The following is a 21,359-nucleotide window of genomic DNA, read 5'->3' as shown; positions in this document are numbered from 1 at the left end:
CTTTAAACAGAATTCCTGTGAAGGCGGCTACTAGCCTTCATTCAAACCGTTGTTCCAATGACTCATCTTCCAATCGCTCACGTTCTTTTTCCTTTTCAACCCAGTTAGTCAGTTTTTCATATACAGCTCTAGCCGACTTAGAAATGTCTGCACGCTCGTGGGTGACCAACCGGCCTATCGCTTCAACCCTGGGTTGCATCACGTTCGCACGACTACCGGACCATGATGAAGGTGCTACGTGTTTGGCAAAGATCTCAAGGACGGCTCGTGGCTCGGGTGAGGCTTCTAGAAATTTCAGAGCATCATCCTGCAAGCAAATAGGACTTTGCTCCCCGTCTTTTGACCATAAATTAATACCTGAAGCGACTGAAGCCCAAACCTGAGGGTCTTTAGTGGTCCCGCACCATTCAATCAAAATATCTACATCGATTTTCGCAATAGGAGACTGATGTGAATCATCATGATTGATGAAATGCAGCCGCCTCTGTTGTTGATCCTCCGTACCATCAAAAATGCGACTGAGAAATTCTTTTGGCATCCATGCAGCGGTGATACCGATAGCGTCTTCGAAAGAATAAATGTAGCCAAAATGCTCATCAACAACAGCGAAGATTGTATTCAGCCATTCTAGCTTTTCAGCCTCGTTGCCATCGAAGCGCAATGTGGCATCGATAACACGTTCCATTGCATAATCCAGATATCCGCCGAGATCGTTGTGATCTCTTTGGAACCTCTGGATTGCAGCGGATAGTCCGATTGTTCGTAGCGCAAGACCTAGTGTATCCGTAGCATCTCCTTTATCAGCTAGTTTCATACTCAGTGCTTCCAATACTACTTCATCACCATTAGGTTTACTCAGCAGCCTTTGAGCAAGCTCAAGTACCCTGCTTTCTGGCAAATTAGAGAATTGCTCACCCCACAGAATTGCCCCATACATATGGGGCTGTATATCAGAGTCATCCAGAAGCGACATGCAACGATCCAGATCGATTTCAGTAAACTCCTGCCAAGGATGAAGGTTGACTAATTCGAATCGAAGTTCGGAATGTTGTGCACACTGATCGAGCAGTTCCTGCGCTAATGCTGAATCGATAGAATGAGTCTCTTCAATGAAACCTCGAATGACCGAAACATCACGTTGAGATTTGTATTGTAGATCCAATTGAATGACTAGTTGTTGCCAATAAATTCGTAGGTCAGGAGCCCCGTTAGCTAAGCCTTTACCAAATTCGACGCGATACGGCATTCCATCCCGCAAAAAAAGATTAGGGCACAACTCATCAAGTCCATGGGTAGATACTGCAAATTCGTGCCCCAACTTGAAAGCTTTGGCACCAAGTATTTTCCTGATTTCACTGAATTTATTAGGTCCTTGGTGCTCATAATCAGCATCTAGAGCCCAAAAATCGCGCCTATTACTGAGTACATAAGCCATGATTGCCGAAACCAAGTCTTTAGGTTCTAATTCTCGTTCCAATGTCACAAGTATTTCCGGCAATGGTTCTACGTCTTCGTTATCTTTTCTTTTTGTATGGAAAAAGTAGATTGTTGAGCGGACAGCTTTCCAGCCTTCACCCCAAGGGCGATGGGCATGTAACTTACGAGCCGCATCAATTAATTTTGACCTTATTCCTCCATGACGCCAAATCCAGCGAAATTTATCAGCCAAGATCCGCCTGGCATCGTCTTCAAGCTCGGGCACTCCTGAGGTTCCTAATCTCACTAAAATATCGATGAAGGCGAATAGCCACGCAACAAGTTCATCGTAACTGGGCCGAAATCCATAATCTCTTGGCCTAGCACCAAACTCATTAATCCCGAATCCTGTCCACGGAGGTCCGCCGAGAGCAGTTTCAAGCATTTCGATCCCCATCCTTCTACGTCCGGCCATACTTGAATCAATGCATTCATTCATGATCGCAACACGTTGTTCTAAAGAGGCATGGGTACCGGATAGATAAGGTTGGAAAAACCTCTTTATCTTATTTCGAGCCGAATCATAATTATTGCTCGCGCTTTCCTGGTCTGCGATACGGATTAAGAGCTTAATGCATCGTTCAAAGTATTTCGATTCATATGCAAGTAACTGCAACAATTTTATAATTGCTGTTCGTTGTGGGTTGTAGCGTGATTTAAAATGCTCAAAATTAGACGTAACAAGCGTTTCTTCAATCCTCTCAAGCAAAGCTCCCGGGGCAACTGGAGCGATATAATTCAGAATGCGTGTCGATACATCATCTAGGTCTATTATTTTTCCAAGCAGCCCTTCGGGCTGTAACCAAGCTTCAACAATCTCTTTAGCCACAGCATGACTATGCAATAGTCCCAACCTGTGCGCGAACGACATCAATAATCGTTGCCGATCCGGAGCTTCAAAGGTCGTTCTAAGTTGATCAATCGGAATACTATTAAGTGCAGATGCTGCCAACTTGTTAGCAATGGCATGGGGAAGGATGGCTCTCCAGTGGGATCTTTTCTGAACAACGTGACGTTCCATCAACTTCGTAACAGCTTTGAATAACTGGATTTTGGGATACCCAGAGAGCGCACCCAATATTTCCAGTTCATCGGTAGCTGCATCTGGACTAGATATCGAGAACGAATACACCAGTGACAATATTTCAGCTTGCTCCCGTAAATGGCCGTCGGGATGATTACGTTGTTCAAACAAGCGATTAAACAACTGCGCATCTGAAAGTAGGGCTAAACTCTCACCTTCCTCCACTCTTTCCGCTATAGCCAAAGCCACTCTTGCATTCCCATCTGCGAACTCTGCAATCCGACGGGCATTATTCTGACCAATAGAAGGGAAGCGACGCATAAGAAGTTGCTCTGCCACGTCTGGACCATCTGTCTCAATGTGGATGACCTCAGTTGTCTGTGGTTTGTCATCCCTAATGTCGTACTCGATCGTGATGAGACTTACTTCTTTCCCTGCGGCTGATACTTTGCTGGCAAGCGAAGCATGGAGTTCTGATGGGCAATTATCAAGGATCATAATTGCTCGCCGGCCTTCAGCGAGCAGGTTATCAATCATTGCTGTAGCCGACGGTACTGGCTCATAGCCAGTATCAACATAAATAGCTACTGTTCGGTCAAGCGCATCTGTTCCAACAGTTTCATCAAAGAGCGCCTGAACGATTCGAGTCTTCCCAACACCAGACAATCCTGTAATACGAACAGCCTTGTTCGTCGAACGGATCAGTGCTCGCATTGGGTTAATTGCTTCATCAATTTTGAGTTTTTGCCCCTTTCCCGATGGTAAAGTAATGGTTACGCCTGGGGCTGAGATTAAAGTGTCTGTAACACCTTGTGGTGGATTGCTCCAGGCTCCGTAGGGTTGCCAACCGGAATACCCTTGTCCAAGCTTTGCTTTTACCCACAGCATGACTGATGGATGTTGGCGCAACCATTGGATGAGTTTGGAGCGGTCGTAGAAATCAAGATGAAGATAACTTTCGTTAGGATCATCTTTTACTGCATCCCTCATCGCTTTGAGACGATCCTTCTTTCCTGACGGCGAGCAATCATCACCTAGGCTGACAATGATGTAACTGCCTTGCTTTCTGGCTTGTTCAGAAATGATGGGAGAAAGTGCTTTGCCGGTGCCAATTTCCCTCTCAATTGCAGACTTAGGCATCTTATGTTTCTTTGCCTGAAAGACCGTATCAGGTCTTACAAGAAAGCCTGCTTTCAGTTGATCAACTGGAACCTGAACATGGATGTCAATTCCTCCGTCAGGGGCTGTAATTGAACCAGACCAATTTACACATGCTGGGCTATGGCCATGCACTGCTACTTCAGCTTCTGCTAGCCGAGCTATCAGCTCTTCCAGCTGGATATCGGAGAGCCGAAGTAATTCGTCCTTTTCAATGTCAAAGATTGCCACGCCTTCACCTTAGTAAAAAATTTTTGTCCTGGTTCTTACACTATGGATATACATTCGTGCGCCTCCCACGCTTCAAAGCAAGCTCTGTTTGAGTTTGGGGAGAAACTTGGTGAATAAATGAACCTGCCCCAATATGTGCGCACAGAGGGCCTTTATCGAACTCGATATTTCACCTTTGAGAAAAGCTTGCTCAAAATGATGTATCGCCGAGCGTATCTGAATTTGTCTTGAGGAAGAGAGACCTAGATTTGAATTCAACGAAAACCGGGTAACTTCCATCTGTACTCCTGAAAAATTGATTGTGTATTAGGTTCGCTTTCGGTGATACACCGAGTAAACCTATCCACTATCAACCGCCTCTCGATAATTGTGGATAAAGAGAACCGGACTAGCGCATTGAATTTTATTATTTTTCGGCATTCAATGCTGACGCATCTACTTCAAATAACGAATACGGTCTTCAATTTTCTGGATCGCGTTGAGTGCTTCATGACCTAGCTCCTCTTCGTCGCAAAGGCTGCGTAAACGTTGCAGGTCATCGGCGTCACCAAATTGCCCAATCACTTGAATGGAAAAGGAAGCTATGCTCGCCAGATCATTCATTAACCCGTGTTCGTGGTACGTTTTCTGCGACTCATGGTTGGTCAATGCATCGCGGCAGATAGTCAGGGCTGTTTTCGGATAGCGCGTTGCAACGTTAACTCTTGCACCATCTATAGACAACATTCGTGATGTTGAAGACCATAGTGCTCCGGCACTTGCTGTAGCGGAGTAAGTCAGTAACGTAGTCCGTGCATTAAGAGTCTGAGGCGAGGACTCGAGTTCACTATTGTCCAGCTTGCAAGCCCAGTAAGTTAACTCCCCGCAGGCCTGCATAGCTTCATCGATATCGACAGGTGATGTCGTATTGGTAGGAAGTGGAAGGCCCAAAATCCCCATCGCTTCGTGCGCGGCAAAAAAAAACTTCGACAGCATCTTGCGGCATGACCGACCTTTTGGCTGGCAACGTAAACCATGGTTCAATAGCCTCGGAAACTGCTGGGTCACCGAATTTTGCGAGCTGACTAATTAGAGTACTGACAAACAAAACATACTCGGTACTCGCCCCTTTGAGTGACTTGAAGAGGAACTGCTGTTTCTGATCCCTGGCGAGATTGTTTATCTCTTCCCAATAAATGCTGTCATAGGGGTGATCGAACTGTCGAGAGAAGATATTCCATGCTCGCGTCTCGGACTGCGTTCCTGATTCGGAGAACACACTTTCGAGCTCCTTTAAGACCACCGCTCTGTAGTTTTCTTCTTCGGCATCTAATCCACCTAAACCCTTAAGCGCATCCAAAATCAAAGAGTTCATTAATATGCCCAATTTGTCTATGGAATCTTCTAGTGCCAAGATCATCTTTGCCTTGACGGAATCATCCAGATTATTTAAGTGGACACAAAAGTCTATCGTGTCTAGCTGAAGGTGGTAGGGTAAGCTTTTCAGATGTTCAAGAAGATTCAACACACATGGCGCTGCCCATGATGCTTGCTTCGTGAACTTGGTGATTCCGAGAATGACGTAGAATTCGCTATGCGTCCTCGCTTCCTTCCATGATTTTTTCAAAGCTTCACTAAATTTTCCCCCTTGGCTATGGCGAAAACTAAGGCCGCCACTATGGACGAAGGACACAAGCTGCGAAAGCGCTATCTTACGATTAAACACATAGGCTTGGCTAAATGTCTCATGCCGAAGTGGCACCTTTTTGGCTATTGCTTCTTCATAGAGGTCACGATTGGCTTCGGCAATTTTCTCGTCCATGACGCGACATGCTGTCATGATTTGCTCTAAGTAGACACCCTGCATTAAAAGCCAGCCGATAGCGGGAAGAAAAACTTCGAATTTCGAGAGGATTGGCCGATTAACGCCAGTTTCAATTGAACAGCTATGCCATCCCTCACCATTTAGTAGGAAGCGCAGTTCAGAAATCTCTGCGATCATTTCGGCAATTATCACATCGAGCTTTGCTTTTACAATACGTCTCGCGGTATCTCCACACTCTCCCCGCACGCAAGACCCAAGGATGCTCCGATCAGTTGTCTTCTCCAAAATATCCCTTAGTGTCGAATCGTCTTCCATCGCGCCGACAATAAGAGTCTTAGAACCATTGAATCGTGGAGATCGTAGAAAAGCTTGCACACGCTCAGAGTCTGTGCGGGCTACACGAATCGCAGATTCCGCTATGAAGGCATAGAAAAACATTTCATGAGAGAAACTAAGTCTGTGACCGCGCTGTAGCACAAGCCGTGAGTCAAGGAGCGCGTGCCGAGTTGTGTCTGTCACGCTTGTCGCATCGCAAAATCTGTCGAACTCTCGAATGGACATACTAAACGCAGTTTGAGAGATTAGTTTTTCAGCAAACCCGGAAAGAGCCCTAATTCCCGCAGTTGCGAAACTGCCTAGGCGCATCCTGGCGACCGTGTCGAATAGAGCAAACGTACTTGCCCCGGCAGGCAAAGATGTGGCCGCTTGCCCAATGAGTTCCGCTTCAAGCCCTGAGAGTGCTATCTCAAGTAGAGCTTGGCAGTTCATGAAGTTTTCATCTTCTTGGCTAAGTTTTGCGATCTGTGACTTCAGTGCATGTTGCGGTGGGCGGACTTGAATCTCTTCGACGGGCAAAAGCTCTTGTCTAGCCAATGCACCTTGTGAGGTGATAACGACGCCGGCACCATATCGTAGTGAAAACGCTTGAATACTGCGTGTCAAAGCAATTTGCAAATGCTCTGGGCATTCGTTGTAGCCGTCAATAAACAGGACAATATGCTTTACAAGGAGACGACTTGCTCTCAGTACATCGCGCACGGAAGCGCCGAGTAACATAAGCTCGGCATCAATTATTTTCTGAAGCTTGCCCTCGAAGTCTTTGCCTTGGATGTGGATAGGCAGTAAACCAGCCTGCATACATTCTGTGGCGATACGTGCACTCAGCAAGGACTTTCCACATCCTGATGGCCCTCTGCTCAGAAGCGCAGATTGTGATGACATAGCCTTCTTTAGAATATTTGATGCCGAAATCAGTTTGTCATCAAGGAGGTATTGGTCTTGTAACAGTCGTGCACCAGTTGGCCCATGATACTCCAAGAAAGCGGATTCATAACAAGACACTGTTCGCTCCGATATGAGCACAGTTTCATCAATTGCTGCATCTATTCCCGATACGCCTTCAAGGTTTAAATGGGCTGCGAGTGCTTGGCATTGATCTTCACTTAGCAAGGCTTCTGATATTGAACCGAGAGCAATCTTGATCGCATCCAGTCCGCCAGATTTCACCTTGAAGTCACTCGGTGGCAATGAGGAGCCAGATGGAATCGCTGGCGTAATGGCTAATAAGGCGTTGGGATACCCGGAAAGAGTGCCGAATAACTCGACCATTGAATCACGCAATGCATTTTTGGCATCCAACGCTTGAGTGTACCCGTTGCGTAGCTTTCGGCTACCGTACGGTCCGACTTGCGTCCAGCGACCGTTCACACCTCCCTTAATGGGCAGTGTGTATCCCTTAGCTTCAATAACGAGAGTAGTTGTGGCGGAAAAGACTGCAACATCAACCTGACGCCCGTTAACGTTGAAGTTGGCGAATATGTAGGCCCATCCAATGCCCTTTTCTAGAATATTGCAAACGGTGACCAAGACATCGCGATCCGAGGCGTGTTCTATCCGTTCCCCGATAAATAGCCGAATGCCATTCCCATAGTGACGTGCTGTACTCATAAGGTTGAATTACCTGCACGACGCGCTAAATATCGACATAGCACTCCACTCACCCCGACCATCAATTCCGCTTCTTCAAACTCAGGGGGCTTTTTTTCCATGAGATGCCTGCCGAAGTTGGAGGAGTAGGCCCATGCCTTCTCTACGATCTGATCTACAGGCTTGGGAAAAAGCCCGGGATTTCGCTGGATCAATTGACCAAGCGTGTCCTTACTTCCTATAACGTCTCGCGCCACGCATTCTAGAGCAGCCATCGAATGCTGGATCGCTCCACTAATTTCAGGTTGAGGCCTGCGCGATAGATCCTGCAGAGCCTCGTGTAGCTCATATGCTGCGGTCGTGCGATGCTGCTGGGAGAGTAGTAATTGTCCTTCTTTCACTGCTATCTCGAAGGCTTCAGTACCTCGCATTTGAATCTTTTGATCGAGAAGCTGCCAACCGATGCCGGCCACCCTAAAATAGCTGTTAACTTCTCCCGAAAAGTCACCGCCCTTGTAAAGAGACTTTTCAGCTAAATGCTCAATGAAATCGTAGACCTCGAACCATTCAAGCTCGTCCATCAGGATTCTGACTTCGTCATCAATATTCGGATACTCTGACCAGTTGCTCTTATCTGGAGTTTTATAAAGGATGCCGCACAACCTATGACGAAGTTCGCTGGGGGCGAATCCACATCGGTATGCGATAGACACGATCGCTGCTCTCAGCGATTCTGGTGCTTCGTGTCTGATGCTGATTTCTGCGTCAGGTCTTGAATAACCTTGTCGCCTGGAAAATGAGTCCATAGTTCCCCCTTAACCGTACGCCCCAAGCTACCATATTACCTTTTAAATTTCTCAGCTGCTGAATCTGGTTTTCGCCGTATTCGGCTGATAATCATGCTGTTCACATTACTATCAAGATAAGGACATTTTGTGCCCTAGCATGATTTTCGCGACTTGCTGTTTGGTGCTCGTTGAGATGTTCGTCCTGGCTGCTTCTTTGACTCGAGTCAAGGAAAGTCAATGGATTCAAGAAGACGGAATACAGATAATCCCATAATATCTCAGGCATGTTTGACACTAGTTGATAGGTATCGTACATATCTGTTGATTTAGTTGTAGCTATTTTCCGCTATGTGGCATGTGAAGACTAAAGGGGTGATAGTGGCAGGAATTGAAGAGGTAGCTCTGCTAGAAGGTATGTGGGCACCGCTTGATGTCCGCCGTGAGCTCAGGCAAATGTTTAAACGTTGGCTTCCTAGCATTAGTCATCTGTGTCAAAGCTTCGGGCAAGGTGAAAAGATCGATGAAATACGCCTCCTCGATTTTTGTCAGCACTACCGACTTGAGTATTTCGGCGCGGTAAAGGATATTGCTAAAATCTGGGATGAATCAAAGGAACGTATTGCCGATGAAGGTCCAACTTTCAGTAATCTAATTCGTTTAGGTTGGATAGTTTTTGATGGGGGACGCTGGGTTATGCAAAGCTCACCTCAGGGTACGCTTTCGCATATTACGTACCCAACTCCAAGCACAAAGAGTTTTCTAAATGAACTTTCTAAGATCAAACTAGTTCCGAAGACCTTAAATTTGACTCAGGGCGCGCAAACGCTAGCCGCCCAGATATTGAATGAACACTGGTTGGAGCGATATATTCCCACTAATAACCCTGACTGGCTTGCTGGCCGGTTGTGGGAACGCCTATGTGCTCAGTTGAAATTTAAAGAAAATTGCAATGATGCATTTCAGGATTCAACTTCGGGTCAGGATGAAATTCACGATTCGTTGGGCCTAAGAGAAGAGGTTGATAGAGCCTTCCTGGAGTGGTCCGCCTGGTGCCAAGTCCTCGGTGTATATGTTCATTGGGACACAGGCTGGAGAGAAAGCGAAGCGCGCTATTGCCGCGAAGCTGCTAATCGGATTTTGGAGCGTCAGACTCTTTGGGGTTCTTGGGAAAATGATATCCCAAGTTATATAAAGGTACTTGAAAAAACGTTCGCGATTCCGAAAGACCAGCTTCGGTTTGCTGGAGTACCTAGGGTGCTTCCACCAAGTACTTTGGTAGGCAAGGCTGATTGGTTTGCAGGAATTGATGTTGAACATATCATGATGGAACGGCTCTTTAAGGGGCAGAATGGTTCTGTAGGTGTTGCATTTAGCCTGCTTTGTTCTGAGCTCGAGAAGGTTGATATAGGGCCACATATCTCGTCTTCAGCAACCGCGTTTATGTCGTTTATAGCCGACTATCCAATGGCTTTACAACATTTTCTACTTCGAACTAGCACGGTACCGGAACTGTTGATAGATATGCTTATGCATCCTCGTGTTGCATGTTTGGGTACTAAATTAGCAATAGAATGGTGGCCAAAGTCAGGCAGAAATAGCGATCGCAATTTAAATCGTGAAGCGCAGATGAAGGCATTTGCAGTTCAAGACTCGCTATCATTATTGGCTTACCATATTAATAGTAACTCGCTGGATCTTGAGGAGTTTTCCGCATTGATCACGTGGTGTTATTCCAATAACACTGGTCGTGGGTGTGCTTTAGCTGATTCGAGAAGAGTTATAGGGCGACAACTCCTCGGAATGGCTGCAAAGAAAAGGGAAGGGCTTCAGACTTCGTTGTTGCAATACCTCGTAAGCCTGAGTTCCTATAAAAACAACGTACCCAGGGCTCGTTTCGCTGGTGTTCTCGACGGAATTAATTGTCTTTCAAATGCATTGAATGTTGACACCCTTCCAGTTGTTGCACTGTATTCAAAATTTGCTCGTGATTTAAACTTGGATTGGACCGATACCTCTGATTTATCCTCAGAGTTGGCCGCGCAAATGGTTAAGACCGCATTCTCACAATCGATCGCTGATCGTGATGCCTTTTTGATTCCGTTTGATAGTGCGCAACTAATAAGGGTAGCTACTGACGATGAAAGACCGTCTTTGCATTCTTCAATTGCTAAAACATTAAGAGAACACGTGCGATTGCTCGCTCGTGCTGTGGCCGGTTGGCCTGAAGAGAGTATACCGTCGGAATTATTCAATTCGCTGAAATTATTAATCTCTCGAACTGTCATTGAGCATGCTGAAAAAGGACGCGTTGGAGCTTTAACGGATCGTTATAGTCCAAGTAATTTCCTTGCTCGCGAGAATGGGTCTCCAGCAAGAGATCTCGCAGCTGCTTGGCGCAAGTTCGATAGCTATTATCAGGAAGATATGCTGCAAGTATTCACTCAGTCTGACGATCCTGTTTTTCTCTCTGAGCTTTGCCAGCACTTGCCTGCGGTTGGAAAGTCAAAAATCCAGAGTAGATTACGGCAACTTGGGCCGGGAGAGGCTTCAACATTTTGGACTTGGTCAGAATTGCAACACCGGATTGAATCGTTATTGTTTGCTGGTGAATATGCTCTGGCTCGCGAGCATCTGAACGATGTTGGGCAAGATTTAGATAGAGCGCCATCTCAGTATCGACTTGGGCTTTTTAGCTTAGAACTTCAATTACTTATGAAGGAAAGAATGTGGGCTGCAATTGATACCACTGCCATTCCCGTAACGCTGGATGAATTCACGACACGCCAGGCGCAAAACCAGCTCGATTTCTATCGAGCAACATCCCAGCTTTTGCGCCCAAACGGAAATCTGACAGGAGCTTTGGCAGTGTTGCGGCGTTTAGCTACTATTCCCGGCTCTGCCTCCGCTTATAAGGAGAACATTTTCGCTGTTGCTATCCAACAACTTCTGGGACCAACCCTGCATCCATTGACTGGTGATAACATATCAACAGGCGAAAGTTTGCTTGCAGAAATCAATGCTGTGGTTAACGTAGATGAGAAGCTTGCCAGCAGCAGCTTACTTGCAAACCGCGCCCTGTTAATGCTTGCCTTACAACGTCCCGAAGAAGCAGTAGAATCAGTAGCTAACCACCGTAGAGAAATGCGCAGTGCGAACATCGAATATATTGTTGTACTAGCAAAATATGAGATGGGACACAGGGACGAAGCGATGGCAATATTGGATGCTGCCATTACCGAGTTTGGTGATGACGACCAACTTGTCGCACTTAGAAATAATCTCCAGTCCGGCCAGCTCCCAGCCAGCATTGCTTCTGCATCTGTAGATGTCGACTTAATATCATCTATCCGTGCCGCCCTGCAGCAATTAAGTGAGCTCCCGCCTTCATTGGTCGGGAACATACTTGGGCCCACTGGTAGAGGTGTTCGAGGTTATCTCATTCGACAAGTCTCGCGTGCTGTTGCCTCACTTCAACATATGGCTGCGATGCTTCGCGACAGGAAAAATACTGAGGATGAGGCAAAATTTGAGGATGATCTTAACAGCGCAGTGAGAGAGGTGTTAGGAGCTTCACTTTCAGTAGCCAAATGGGATGTAGCTGATCAGTCTCTCGGTGGGTCAACGTCTAATGGTAACCCTGGTGAACGAGATGCTGTTATAAGAGTGTCGGGGCAAGAAATTGCCATTTATGAAGCACTTGTTTGTAGTGGGCTTGAGCGAGTCAACATAAAAAAGCATTTTGACAAATTGTTGTCATATGGTGTTTGTGAGACCTATTTCCACGTAACTTACTCCTATGCGAAGGAGATCAAACCTCTGTTAGATTATATTGGATACATGCTTGAATATGAGGTACCGTCTGAACTTACATACCTCCGTTGTGAATATCTGGGGCCACCCGATTATGAGACATGCGGATATATGGCAACCTATCGTATCGATCATCGCGAGGTATCTGTGGTTTTTCTCATCGTTGATCTTGCTTTACGGTTTTAGCCTTGTAGTGAATGCCTCCGACCTCACAAAAGCGCTCAATATGATGTCAGGAAGTGATCTTACCGCGGATCATGATCTCCCAACTGCGAAGGGGGGAGGTTATCATGTACATATTGGAGAATTCCCATGGCGTACCTTGATCAAAATTATAATGATTGGATTGACCAATGGTACCTTTACGGAGTTTCCAAACTAGCTGGAGACAAAATTCCAGTGTTGCCAACCACCGCAGGTTATATTGCAGAATCAGTGGGTTATGATGGAGCAGTTAGTGACAACATAAATATGTTTCTTCCTGCTTACTGGATGATGGAGGGGCTGGGTCTCTGGCTCAGGGAGGTAAGGTTGATTTTTGATCAAGACGCCACTGATCAAGTGATTTTTTCGGATCCGTCAGTAAGTAAGTTGGGTGTAGTGCTGCTCTCGTCGACAGAGTTTTATTTATTAACTTTCTAAAAAATAAAGGGTTTATCTCTGTTTGGGCCGCCGCAGGTGAGAGGCGAAATTTGTATTGTATTCACAGTAGACCTTGATTTAAGGCTAAGCTCAAAATCGTAAAACTCAAAACATGTTCGTGAAACTAATGTTGGCATATTCACCATCTAATCGCTCAGACGAAGTTTAGACTAGCAACGATTCAATAATGCCTGTTACTCTAATTTTTTGTATAATACATACTAGGGAAACATATGTTTAGCCAAAGTTGATTAGACACTGAAGTATAATATTCAGGCTCTATGGGGGGCAAATGTTCACACGTTTAAGATTAACTAATTTTAAAGCTTGGTGGGATACAAATTCAATAAATTTGAAACCTATTACGATGTTACTTGGGACAAATTCATCGGGTAAATCATCTCTTATACAAAGTTTACTTTTGCTTAAACAAACAGTCGAGTCACCTGATCGTACTGTACATCTTAATCTTGGTGGGGACGAAGTAAATGATCTCTTTAGTTTTGGCTCTTTTGAGGATGTGCTTAACCAGCGACCAGAATCTCAAAGGCAGTTTACTATAGAGTTTGATTTTGAAAGAAAAGTATCCGCCAGAGTGGGAAAAGGTGAGTTTTTTTGTTCATACGGTCAAACCTCCTCAAAAAGTGTTGTAATAGAATCACTTAAACTTAGCACCAATTCGCGCACATTCCGAGCTACACGGAGAGAAAAGGGGGCTTTTTCTATATTCCTAGATGAGCAATCCCAACCAATCTATAAAGGGCGAAATGGCGCACCAGAGAGATCTATAGCTTTTTCTGTTGAGGCTATTTCTGCTATGGGCCAGGATGGACAGTTAGTTGAAGACCTAAGCTTGTCTATTCGAAGAGAGCTGGAGGAAATTAGCTATCTTGGACCATTAAGACGAAAACCTGAACGTGATTATCCTTGGAATAGAACAAAGCCTGGAGATGTAGGCATTGATGGGAAGGGCGCAGTTGATGCTTTACTTGCAAGTGCACTGCTCAGAGGGGAAGAACAAAACTATATCCTGAATGGTGTGTCAAAATGGTTGGCACGAATGGGAATAGCAGATCGTCTTGTGGTGCGTCAGCAAGGAAGATCTAATAGATACGAACTCATTATTGAGAGAGACGAAATAGAAAGTAATCTGAGAGATGTGGGAATTGGAGTGTCTCAGGTATTACCTGTTTTGGTTATTGCATATTTTTCCCCAAAAGGAAGTACTATTATTTTAGAGGAGCCAGAAATTCATCTTCATCCACTTGCTCAGGCTGTTTTGGCCGAGTTTTTCGTGGAGGTTAGTAATGAGCGTAATATCCAGTTTATCGTTGAGACGCACTCCGAGCATTTATTTAGGCGAATGCAAACATTGATCTCTAGAGAAACGATTAATCCGGAAGACGTTGGGATGTACTTTGTGGAACGTGGAGAGGCAGCGACTCTGCGTAGGTTGGAAATTGATGAATTTGGTCGACTTCACAACTGGCCTCAGGATTTTTTCGGGGATGCTTTGGGTGAAACAAAAGAGCAGGCAAAATTATTCTTTGAGCGTAACAAGGCTTCAAGTCAATGAAACAGAGATACATTGTTGATACTAATGTTCTGATTGCTGCGAGTGCTGGTGACCCGAGCAATATAAGGGAAATTGATGCGACACCTGAAGATCCTAGACAGAGAAAAATTGTTTGGGAGTGGGTGAATCGTTTTATTGAAAGTGAATCTAACATGGTGCTTGATAAAGGATTAAAAATTTTAGATGAATATAAAAACAAGCTTACATTTAATGATTATGGCATACAAGCTGTTATGCGGAAGTGGGATAAAGCACAAGTTGATAATGTTGACATAGGGTATGATGAAAATGGAAATGGTAAGATTCCTGAAATTTTAGAGTCAGTGGTTCATGATTTAGCGGACCGAAAAATGGTTGCTGCAGCGATAGCTTCAAAAACGCTATATGATGAGGGTTGTATTGCTTTTGCTGGAGATACAGATTGGCATGAATGGGAAAACGATCTACTGGGGCATGAAATATTGCTTGAACCCATTATTGAGGATTGGTCTCGAGCTAAGTTTAGAGAAAAGCAAGCGCGAAAGGCAGGTAATTAATGTCAGATTTTTTTAGATTCCCTTCTACTCCCCATTTAGCTTGGCTAGGCCATTCTCGCGTTCCTCGGGAGGATAAGATTTTATCTCCAGAGTCGATGCGTGATTTTCTATCTGGTGAGGTAAAAATTGAAGAGAAACTAGATGGGGCTAACCTAGGAATATCAATAGGAAATGATGGCAAACTGCGAATTCAAAATCGTGGCCAATACCTAAAAGAACCATATGCGGGGCAATTTTCTCGTCTTTCTCGGTGGCTTGAATTGCACTCTACAGCCCTAATTTCTGTTCTAACTCCAAATCTAATTATTTTTGGGGAATGGTGTGCTGCTCGTCATTCATTAGAATATTCAAGATTACCAGATTTTTTTTTGATGTTCGATGTCTATGATAAAAGCGAAGAGCGTTTTTGGAATTCGCCAAAAAGAAACGACCTTGCACAGCAAGTTGGATTAATTACTGTACCCCAAATTGGCACCTATTCATCCATATCTCTTACCGGACTTAAAAGTTTAATTACAACAAAATTGAGCAAATACAGAAACGGACAGCCATTAGAAGGGTTTGTATTGCGAAAAGAATCATCTGAGTGGTGCGAAAGTAGAGCAAAGCTTGTGAGACCTGACTTCACTCAATCAATAGTTCTACACTGGAGTAAACGTGCTATAGAATGGAACCAAATTGATTATTCGAACTCTGATAGGCGATGATGCTTACAGTTTAAAGCTGACTATAAAAAAAATAGCGTCTAATCGGACGCTATTTGTAATTACGTAGGCAGAGTGAATCGTTATCCAACCAATCGCATTCCTTTCATCCCACCTTCAATAATACTTCCACGGTCTGCCGCTTGAACAAAATTTGCCCACCACTGCATCATTGGACGACGCTGCTCCAGGTAATCGCTGCGGTTATAAGCGCGACGAACTTCATTCTTGTCTACATGGGCAAGTGCTGCCTCAATGACATCAGGCGGAAAGCCTTGTTCATTAAGGGCTGTACTGGCGATAGATCGCAGGCCGTGTGAAACGAGCACCCCACCAAAACCTGCGCGTTTTAGCGATGCGTTTACGGTCTGACTGTTCATCGGCTGGTTTAGCTTGATGCGGCTGGGAAAGATAAATTCTCGATTTCCACTTAACGGCTTCATCATCTTCAGTATCGCAATTGCTTCATCTGACAATGGAACAGTATGGTCGCGGTTCATTTTCATGCGTGCTGCAGGAATCTTCCATTCTCGCGCTTCTATGTCTACCTCTTCCCAGCGAGCTTCAGCCGCTTCGGCAGGGCGGGTAATAGTAAGAAGTTGCCACATGAACAAGCAGCGTGTGGAAAGGCTAATGCTGGCTGTTCGCATTGTCTGCATCAGTTGAGGTAGCTGATCTGGTCGAATGCTGGGCATGTTCTTTTTCTGAGGCTTCTCGAAGGCTTTACCGATATTAACGCTGGGAACAGCATCAATCAGTCCTGTGTTTTGGGCATAGATCATGACCTCATTAATGCGTTGGCACAGGCGACGAACGGTTTCCAGTGCTCCTCTGACCTGAACTGGTTGGACGGCCTGAACCAATGTGTGAGCTTGAATATCTGTAACGCTAACGTCACCAATTGCAGGAAAGACATCTCTTTCAAGCGAGCGCCAGATATCGTCGGCATAGTCCTCTGTTACGCTGGCTTTCTTCACATTCCACCAACGTTCGGCGACTAACAAGAAAGTGTTGGTTTTGGCCTCTTGTGAATTTCTGACCTGTTCTTTCTGATGCTCCTGCGGATCAATGTCTTTCGCCAATAAAACTTTAGATTCGGCTCTGAGTTTACGTGCATCAGAAAGCGAGACGGCAGGGTAGGCACCGAAGCTCTGTTTGGTTCTCTGCTTGGTTAGAGGCCGATAGTAACGGAATTGCCAGAGCTTACTACCGCTGGACTTGATTAGCAGAGTAAGCCCATCACCATCATACAGCTGGTAATCGGTATCTTTAGGTTTGGCGGCTTTGATTTCCGTATCGGTTAACGGCTTGGTTTTTCTTGCCATGGGGAGTCTCCATGCGTTTAGGCCCAACGAAAACAATAGAGCTTTTCGTTGGGCCTATCAATGGGCCTAAAAGGTTCGGATTTAATTAGTTCTCTTCGGACTTAGCGGGACAAATTCAAGGCACAAAAAAGCCCGCAGGGCTTGCGCCGTGCGGGCTTTTAGGACTTCATCGGATGACTCTGGTAATCACCGATGGAGAATTTTGGTGGAGCTGGCGGGAGTTGAACCCGCGTCCGAAATTCCTACATCCTCGGTACTACATGCTTAGTCAGTCTTTACATTCGCTTGCCAGCTGCGGACGGACACGCCACTAACAAACTAGCCTGATTAAGTTTTAACGCTTCAACCCCAGGCAGGGCTTCCACGCGATCTCTTTTGGGTTTGACCTCTCTTGATCCCCGTCCTAAGAGCGGAGGCTAGGGAGAGAGGGCTCTAAGCAGGTTATTAAGCTGCTAAAGCGTAGTTTTCGTCGTTTGCGACTATTTTTTGCGGCTTTTTACGAGGCCAACCGCCCCTCGGCATGCACCTTGGGTTTCGCAAATCCCGTCGAATCCAGAATCAGCCCCAATGTGTAATGTTAAGTATACCAGATTTTTAAGCGCAATGACTAGCCCCAAAGGCGTTACCATCCGGGAATTAGCGTCTGCATAGTATGATTTTTCTTCGATTAAGCAATGGGATGGCTACATCTGTGTCAGATTTGATAGTCGACAAGATGCTCATTCGCGCCACCGGATAGGGAGGCGCGGTGAGAATTTGATTAGTGCCACTTATGTAGATTTAACGATGGGCGTTCTTCATGATACGCGCTTTATCCACCTGCCATTCGCGCTCTTTGATATCAGAACGTTTATCGTGTTGTTTCTTACCTTTGGCGACGCCAATTTTTACTTTGCACCAGGCATTTTTCCAGTACAAGGAGAGCGCCACTACGGTATAGCCTTCGCGGTTTACGCGACCATAGAGAGAATCCAGTTCACGCTGGTTGAGAAGTAATTTGCGGGTACGAGTTGGATCGCACACTACATGTGTGGAAGCCACAGCCATTGGCGTAATGTTAGCGCCAAACAGGAATGCTTCACCGTCGCGCAGAAGGACATAGCTGTCGCTAATATTGGCTTTTCCTGCGCGCAGGGATTTAACTTCCCAGCCTTGCAAGGCAAGCCCCGCTTCAAACTCTTCTTCAATAAAATATTCGTGACGGGCGCGCTTGTTGAGCGCTATGGTCGCTGAACCAGGTTTATGTGCTTTTTTCTTCGTCATAAGCGTCGTGAATCATCGGTAATCTGAAATCGAAAACACCCCATATTAATCCTGCGGGGGACAAGGCTCTATATTAGCATGAACCCGATGTTACCCAGCGCCGGGATAGCGTTTTTTTTACAGCAAGATAAATGATATTATTTGTTGGATTTTTGTTGATGGAAATTGTTATGCCTCAGATTAGCCGGACCGCACTGGTGCCCTACAGCGCGGAGCAGATGTATCAGTTAGTGAATGACGTTCAGTCTTATCCTCAGTTTTTGCCTGGTTGCACCGGAAGTCGGATTCTGGAGTACACACCTGGGCAGATGACCGCTGCTGTTGATGTCTCTAAAGCTGGGATTAGCAAGACGTTTACTACCCGTAACCAGCTAATAAATAACCAAAGTATTCTAATGAATCTGGTTGATGGGCCGTTCAAGAAATTGATTGGTGGTTGGAAGTTTACTCCACTGAATCAAGAAGCGTGCCGCATTGAGTTTCATCTTGACTTTGAGTTTACTAATAAGTTGATTGAGCTCGCTTTTGGTCGTGTCTTTAAAGACCTGGCCTCTAATATGGTGCAGGCTTTCACTGCTCGTGCAAAAGAGGTTTACAGTGTCCGGTAAAATTGCTGTTGAGGTGGCTTACGCATTACCAGAGAGGCAATACCTGCAACGTGTAAAGTTGCAGGAAGGTGCGACAGTTGAAGAGGCGATTCGCGCCAGCGGTTTGTTAGAACTGCGTACGGATATCGATTTAACTAAAAACAAAGTCGGCATTTACAGCCGTCCGGCGAAACTCAGCGATATTGTGCATGATGGCGATCGGGTGGAGATTTATCGTCCCCTCATTGCCGATCCGAAAGAGCTGCGCAGGCAACGAGCAGAGAAATCGGCGAATAAATAGCAGACAGAAAAAAAGGCGCTCAATGAGCACCTTTTTACAGCTATTTTATTTGTTGCCGCTTAGAGCAGGTTTGTTATCAATATTGGTTAATACGCCGCTGCTATTAAAGGTTAACGTCAGCGTTTGCTGCGTTACGCCTTCATGACCTGGTTGTTGGCGAAACACATAGAACCAGGTATTAGTGCCAAATGGATCGGACATTAGCGGTGTACCCAATGCATACGCAACTTGTTGTTGCGTCATGCCAACGCGTATTTTGGATACGTCGTTAGCAGTCAGATAGTTCCCCTGGTTGATGTCAGGACGGTAAACCACTCGCTCCAGAGTGGAACAGCCTGCAGTCAACATCAATAGTACTGCTGCTGCAGCAGTCAGCGTTTTACAGCGCATAGTGATTTGATTCCTTTTCGGGCCCGAGCAGTACGTGGCTCATCTGTAATATGCCGATGATAATAGACCTTTCATCACTTTAAAACCTTTTGCTTTCTGGTCTTACGGCGTTTTGCTGTCTACTCTGACCGTGAAGCAGTAAAAAAGTTTACGCTGCAAGTAGTTCTTTCGCGTTCGCCAGTGTGTTGCGAGTGACTTCACTACCGCCAAGTAGGCGCGCCAGTTCCTGCAGACGCGCCTTTTTGTCCAGCGATTGCATATGAGTTTCTGTCATCGCACCATCGGTTTCTTTGCAGACAAAATAGTGTTGATGACCGCATCCTGCGACTTGCGGCAAATGGGTAACACACATCACCTGGGTTGATTCGCCAAGCTGACGTAGCAGTTTGCCGACGACGGCCGCTGTCGGACCGCTAATACCCACATCCACTTCATCGAAAATCAGCGCCGGGGTTTCCATTTTACGCGCGGTAATGACCTGAATCGCCAGTGCAATACGCGACAATTCACCGCCAGAAGCGACTTTAGCAATTGGCTGCATTGGCTGACCCGGGTTGGTAGTTACCCGAAACTCAATGCGATCAGCTCCGTCAGCCCCCAGGTGGTGCTCGTCAAATTTTACATCAATTGTAAACTGCCCATGCGGCATGGAAAGCGCATGCATACTGTCGGTGATCAGGTGTGCCAGCTCAGCTGCATAATGTTGGCGTTGTTGGTGTAATGCGCGTGCCGTTTCTAGCGCCTGCTGATGGTGTTTCGTTACCGCCAGCGCGAGCGTTTCTTGTGAGTCAGCCTGATCGTCAAGTTGCCGCTGTTCCTCGAGCAGAGATTGGTAATATTGTGGCAATGCTTCCGGGCTAACATGGTGTTTACGTGCCAGCGAAATCTGCTTTGAGATACGTTGTTCAAGCTCAAACAAACGGTTGGGATCGAGATCCAGTCGGTCGCAATAATGGCGCAATTCGTCACTGGCTTCAGCAATCTGGATGGTAGCTTCTTCCAGCATATCAAGTACGCCAGACAGTTTGCTGTCCATGCCAATCAATTCGCTCACCAGTTGTTTAGCCGTGTAAAGCTGGCTTTGTAGGTTTGCGTCGTCACCGTCGGCCATTAATGCCAATGCATTCTGGCTGGTAGTCAACAATTGACCGCTGTTCGCCAGGCGTTTGTACTCTTCGTCGATTTGCTCAAACTCTCCGGGCTGTGGATTAAATTCGTTCAGTTCTTTTAACTGATATTGCAGCAGTTCCGCTCGGGCTGCGCGTTCCTGACTTAACTGTTGATGATGCGCCAGGTCGCGGCAGCTTTGATGCCACAATTGATAACGTGCAAGCATTTCCTGGAGCAGAGACGTTTCATTGGCGTAGCCATCAAGCAGGAATTTTTGGTGCTCGGATTTGGTGAGTAATTGATGAGCGTGCTGACCATGGATCTGAATGAGTAACTGACCCAGTTCGCGCAGCTGCGATAGTGGAACGGCCGTACCGTTGATGAAACCACGAGAGCGACCATCGCTACTGATAACTCGACGCAGCAGGCATTCGTGACCATCTTCCAGTTGGTTTTCTTCCAGCCAGCGCAGTGCCGCTGGCGTATCTTTTAGCGAAAAACGGGCGCACAGGTCAGCGCGAGCAGCGCCGGTACGCACCATGTCGGCTTCAGCGCGACCACCGAGACAAAGACCGAGAGCATCTATTGCAATAGATTTACCCGCGCCGGTCTCGCCGGTTATTACGGTCATACCGCTGTGAAAATCAATCTCAAGCTCACGAACGATAGCAAAGTTGCTGATGGTCAGTTGTGCCAACATAGTTGTTT

The 21,359-nt window shown here is 46.0% G+C and carries 15 protein-coding genes and 1 other RNA gene; 7 read left to right on the top strand and 9 right to left on the bottom strand.

What is annotated here, in order from left to right:
• Nucleotides 1-37: 37 nt before the first annotated feature.
• The 4 genes from PS053_RS08420 to PS053_RS08405 all read right to left on the bottom strand — a co-directional run bounded on the left by PS053_RS08420 (nt 38) and on the right by PS053_RS08405 (nt 8,425).
• The gene (locus PS053_RS08420) at nt 38-3,889 is read right to left on the bottom strand and encodes a hypothetical protein (protein WP_256879401.1); all 3,852 of its coding nucleotides are present in this window, start codon (nt 3,887-3,889) and stop codon (nt 38-40) included.
• A gap of 435 nt (nt 3,890-4,324) precedes the next feature.
• Complete coding sequence (locus PS053_RS08415; protein ID WP_256879402.1) at nt 4,325-4,615, bottom strand: hypothetical protein; 291 nt, start codon at nt 4,613-4,615, stop codon at nt 4,325-4,327.
• Between the two features lie 154 nt (nt 4,616-4,769).
• Nucleotides 4,770-7,640: an NERD domain-containing protein gene (locus PS053_RS08410; protein ID WP_256879403.1), complete on the bottom strand. Its 2,871-nt coding sequence runs from the start codon at nt 7,638-7,640 to the stop codon at nt 4,770-4,772.
• On the bottom strand, nt 7,637-8,425 hold the full coding sequence (locus PS053_RS08405; RefSeq protein WP_256879404.1) for an AbiJ-NTD4 domain-containing protein: 789 nt from the start codon (nt 8,423-8,425) through the stop codon (nt 7,637-7,639). Before PS053_RS08405 ends, PS053_RS08410 begins: the two co-directional genes overlap by 4 nt.
• Before the next feature lie 360 nt (nt 8,426-8,785).
• Here PS053_RS08405 and PS053_RS08400 point away from each other — a divergent pair, with 360 nt between their 5' ends.
• The 5 genes from PS053_RS08400 to PS053_RS08380 all read left to right on the top strand — a co-directional run bounded on the left by PS053_RS08400 (nt 8,786) and on the right by PS053_RS08380 (nt 15,678).
• Nucleotides 8,786-12,403: a hypothetical protein gene (locus tag PS053_RS08400; RefSeq protein WP_256879405.1), complete on the top strand. Its 3,618-nt coding sequence runs from the start codon at nt 8,786-8,788 to the stop codon at nt 12,401-12,403.
• 126 nt (nt 12,404-12,529) lie between these two features.
• Nucleotides 12,530-12,859: a hypothetical protein gene (locus tag PS053_RS08395; protein WP_256879406.1), complete on the top strand. Its 330-nt coding sequence runs from the start codon at nt 12,530-12,532 to the stop codon at nt 12,857-12,859.
• 292 nt (nt 12,860-13,151) lie between these two features.
• Nucleotides 13,152-14,435, top strand: coding sequence for an AAA family ATPase (locus tag PS053_RS08390; protein ID WP_256879407.1), 1,284 nt, complete (start codon nt 13,152-13,154; stop codon nt 14,433-14,435).
• A complete protein-coding gene (locus PS053_RS08385; RefSeq protein WP_256879408.1) occupies nt 14,432-14,971 on the top strand; it encodes a hypothetical protein in 540 nt (179 codons plus the stop codon). The genes PS053_RS08390 and PS053_RS08385 overlap by 4 nt, the downstream gene beginning before the upstream one ends.
• A complete protein-coding gene (locus tag PS053_RS08380; protein WP_256879409.1) occupies nt 14,971-15,678 on the top strand; it encodes an RNA ligase family protein in 708 nt (235 codons plus the stop codon). Before PS053_RS08385 ends, PS053_RS08380 begins: the two co-directional genes overlap by 1 nt.
• 80 nt (nt 15,679-15,758) lie before the next feature.
• Here the strand turns inward: PS053_RS08380 and PS053_RS08375 are convergent, their stop codons facing one another.
• The 3 genes from PS053_RS08375 to smpB all read right to left on the bottom strand — a co-directional run bounded on the left by PS053_RS08375 (nt 15,759) and on the right by smpB (nt 18,263).
• The gene (locus tag PS053_RS08375) at nt 15,759-17,000 is read right to left on the bottom strand and encodes an integrase (RefSeq protein ID WP_256879410.1); all 1,242 of its coding nucleotides are present in this window, start codon (nt 16,998-17,000) and stop codon (nt 15,759-15,761) included.
• Between the two features lie 203 nt (nt 17,001-17,203).
• Nucleotides 17,204-17,566: a transfer-messenger RNA gene (gene ssrA, locus PS053_RS08370) on the bottom strand.
• Between the two features lie 214 nt (nt 17,567-17,780).
• Nucleotides 17,781-18,263: an SsrA-binding protein SmpB gene (gene smpB / locus PS053_RS08365; protein WP_000162574.1), complete on the bottom strand. Its 483-nt coding sequence runs from the start codon at nt 18,261-18,263 to the stop codon at nt 17,781-17,783.
• 170 nt (nt 18,264-18,433) lie between these two features.
• Between smpB and ratA the strand changes: the two genes are divergently transcribed.
• Both ratA and PS053_RS08355 read left to right on the top strand, forming a co-directional pair.
• Nucleotides 18,434-18,871 (top strand): type II toxin-antitoxin system toxin RatA, encoded by a 438-nt coding sequence (ratA, locus tag PS053_RS08360; RefSeq protein ID WP_024164737.1) that lies wholly within the window; start codon nt 18,434-18,436, stop codon nt 18,869-18,871.
• On the top strand, nt 18,861-19,151 hold the full coding sequence (locus PS053_RS08355; RefSeq protein ID WP_000014564.1) for an RnfH family protein: 291 nt from the start codon (nt 18,861-18,863) through the stop codon (nt 19,149-19,151). Before ratA ends, PS053_RS08355 begins: the two co-directional genes overlap by 11 nt.
• A gap of 45 nt (nt 19,152-19,196) precedes the next feature.
• On the opposite strand, the gene bamE is transcribed toward PS053_RS08355, so the two are convergent.
• Nucleotides 19,197-19,541: an outer membrane protein assembly factor BamE gene (gene bamE / locus PS053_RS08350; RefSeq protein WP_025238538.1), complete on the bottom strand. Its 345-nt coding sequence runs from the start codon at nt 19,539-19,541 to the stop codon at nt 19,197-19,199.
• Nucleotides 19,542-19,689: 148 nt separating this feature from the next.
• Nucleotides 19,690-21,351 carry a DNA repair protein RecN gene (recN, locus tag PS053_RS08345; RefSeq protein ID WP_059258948.1) on the bottom strand — a complete coding sequence of 554 codons (1,662 nt, stop codon included), beginning with the start codon at nt 21,349-21,351 and terminating at the stop codon, nt 19,690-19,692.
• Between the last annotated feature and the right edge of the window lie 8 nt (nt 21,352-21,359).

Source organism: Escherichia albertii (assembly GCF_028622335.1).
In the GTDB taxonomy this organism is placed as follows: domain Bacteria; phylum Pseudomonadota; class Gammaproteobacteria; order Enterobacterales; family Enterobacteriaceae; genus Escherichia; species Escherichia albertii.
Note: the sequence above shows the minus strand (reverse complement) of the source record. Positions and strands in the feature narration are given on the sequence as shown.

Bases quoted from the DNA above. Each gene is read 5' to 3' on its own strand.
- PS053_RS08415 (WP_256879402.1), bottom strand. From the start codon at position 4,615: ATGTTGTCTATAGATGGTGCAAGAGTTAACGTTGCAACGCGCTATCCG.
- PS053_RS08410 (WP_256879403.1), bottom strand. From the start codon at position 7,640: ATGAGTACAGCACGTCACTATGGGAATGGCATTCGGCTATTTATCGGG.
- PS053_RS08405 (WP_256879404.1), bottom strand. From the start codon at position 8,425: ATGGACTCATTTTCCAGGCGACAAGGTTATTCAAGACCTGACGCAGAA.
- PS053_RS08395 (WP_256879406.1), top strand. From the start codon at position 12,530: ATGGCGTACCTTGATCAAAATTATAATGATTGGATTGACCAATGGTAC.
- PS053_RS08390 (WP_256879407.1), top strand. From the start codon at position 13,152: ATGTTCACACGTTTAAGATTAACTAATTTTAAAGCTTGGTGGGATACA.
- PS053_RS08385 (WP_256879408.1), top strand. From the start codon at position 14,432: ATGAAACAGAGATACATTGTTGATACTAATGTTCTGATTGCTGCGAGT.
- PS053_RS08380 (WP_256879409.1), top strand. From the start codon at position 14,971: ATGTCAGATTTTTTTAGATTCCCTTCTACTCCCCATTTAGCTTGGCTA.
- PS053_RS08375 (WP_256879410.1), bottom strand. From the start codon at position 17,000: ATGGCAAGAAAAACCAAGCCGTTAACCGATACGGAAATCAAAGCCGCC.
- smpB (WP_000162574.1), bottom strand. From the start codon at position 18,263: ATGACGAAGAAAAAAGCACATAAACCTGGTTCAGCGACCATAGCGCTC.
- ratA (WP_024164737.1), top strand. From the start codon at position 18,434: ATGCCTCAGATTAGCCGGACCGCACTGGTGCCCTACAGCGCGGAGCAG.
- bamE (WP_025238538.1), bottom strand. From the start codon at position 19,541: ATGCGCTGTAAAACGCTGACTGCTGCAGCAGCAGTACTATTGATGTTG.
- recN (WP_059258948.1), bottom strand. From the start codon at position 21,351: ATGTTGGCACAACTGACCATCAGCAACTTTGCTATCGTTCGTGAGCTT.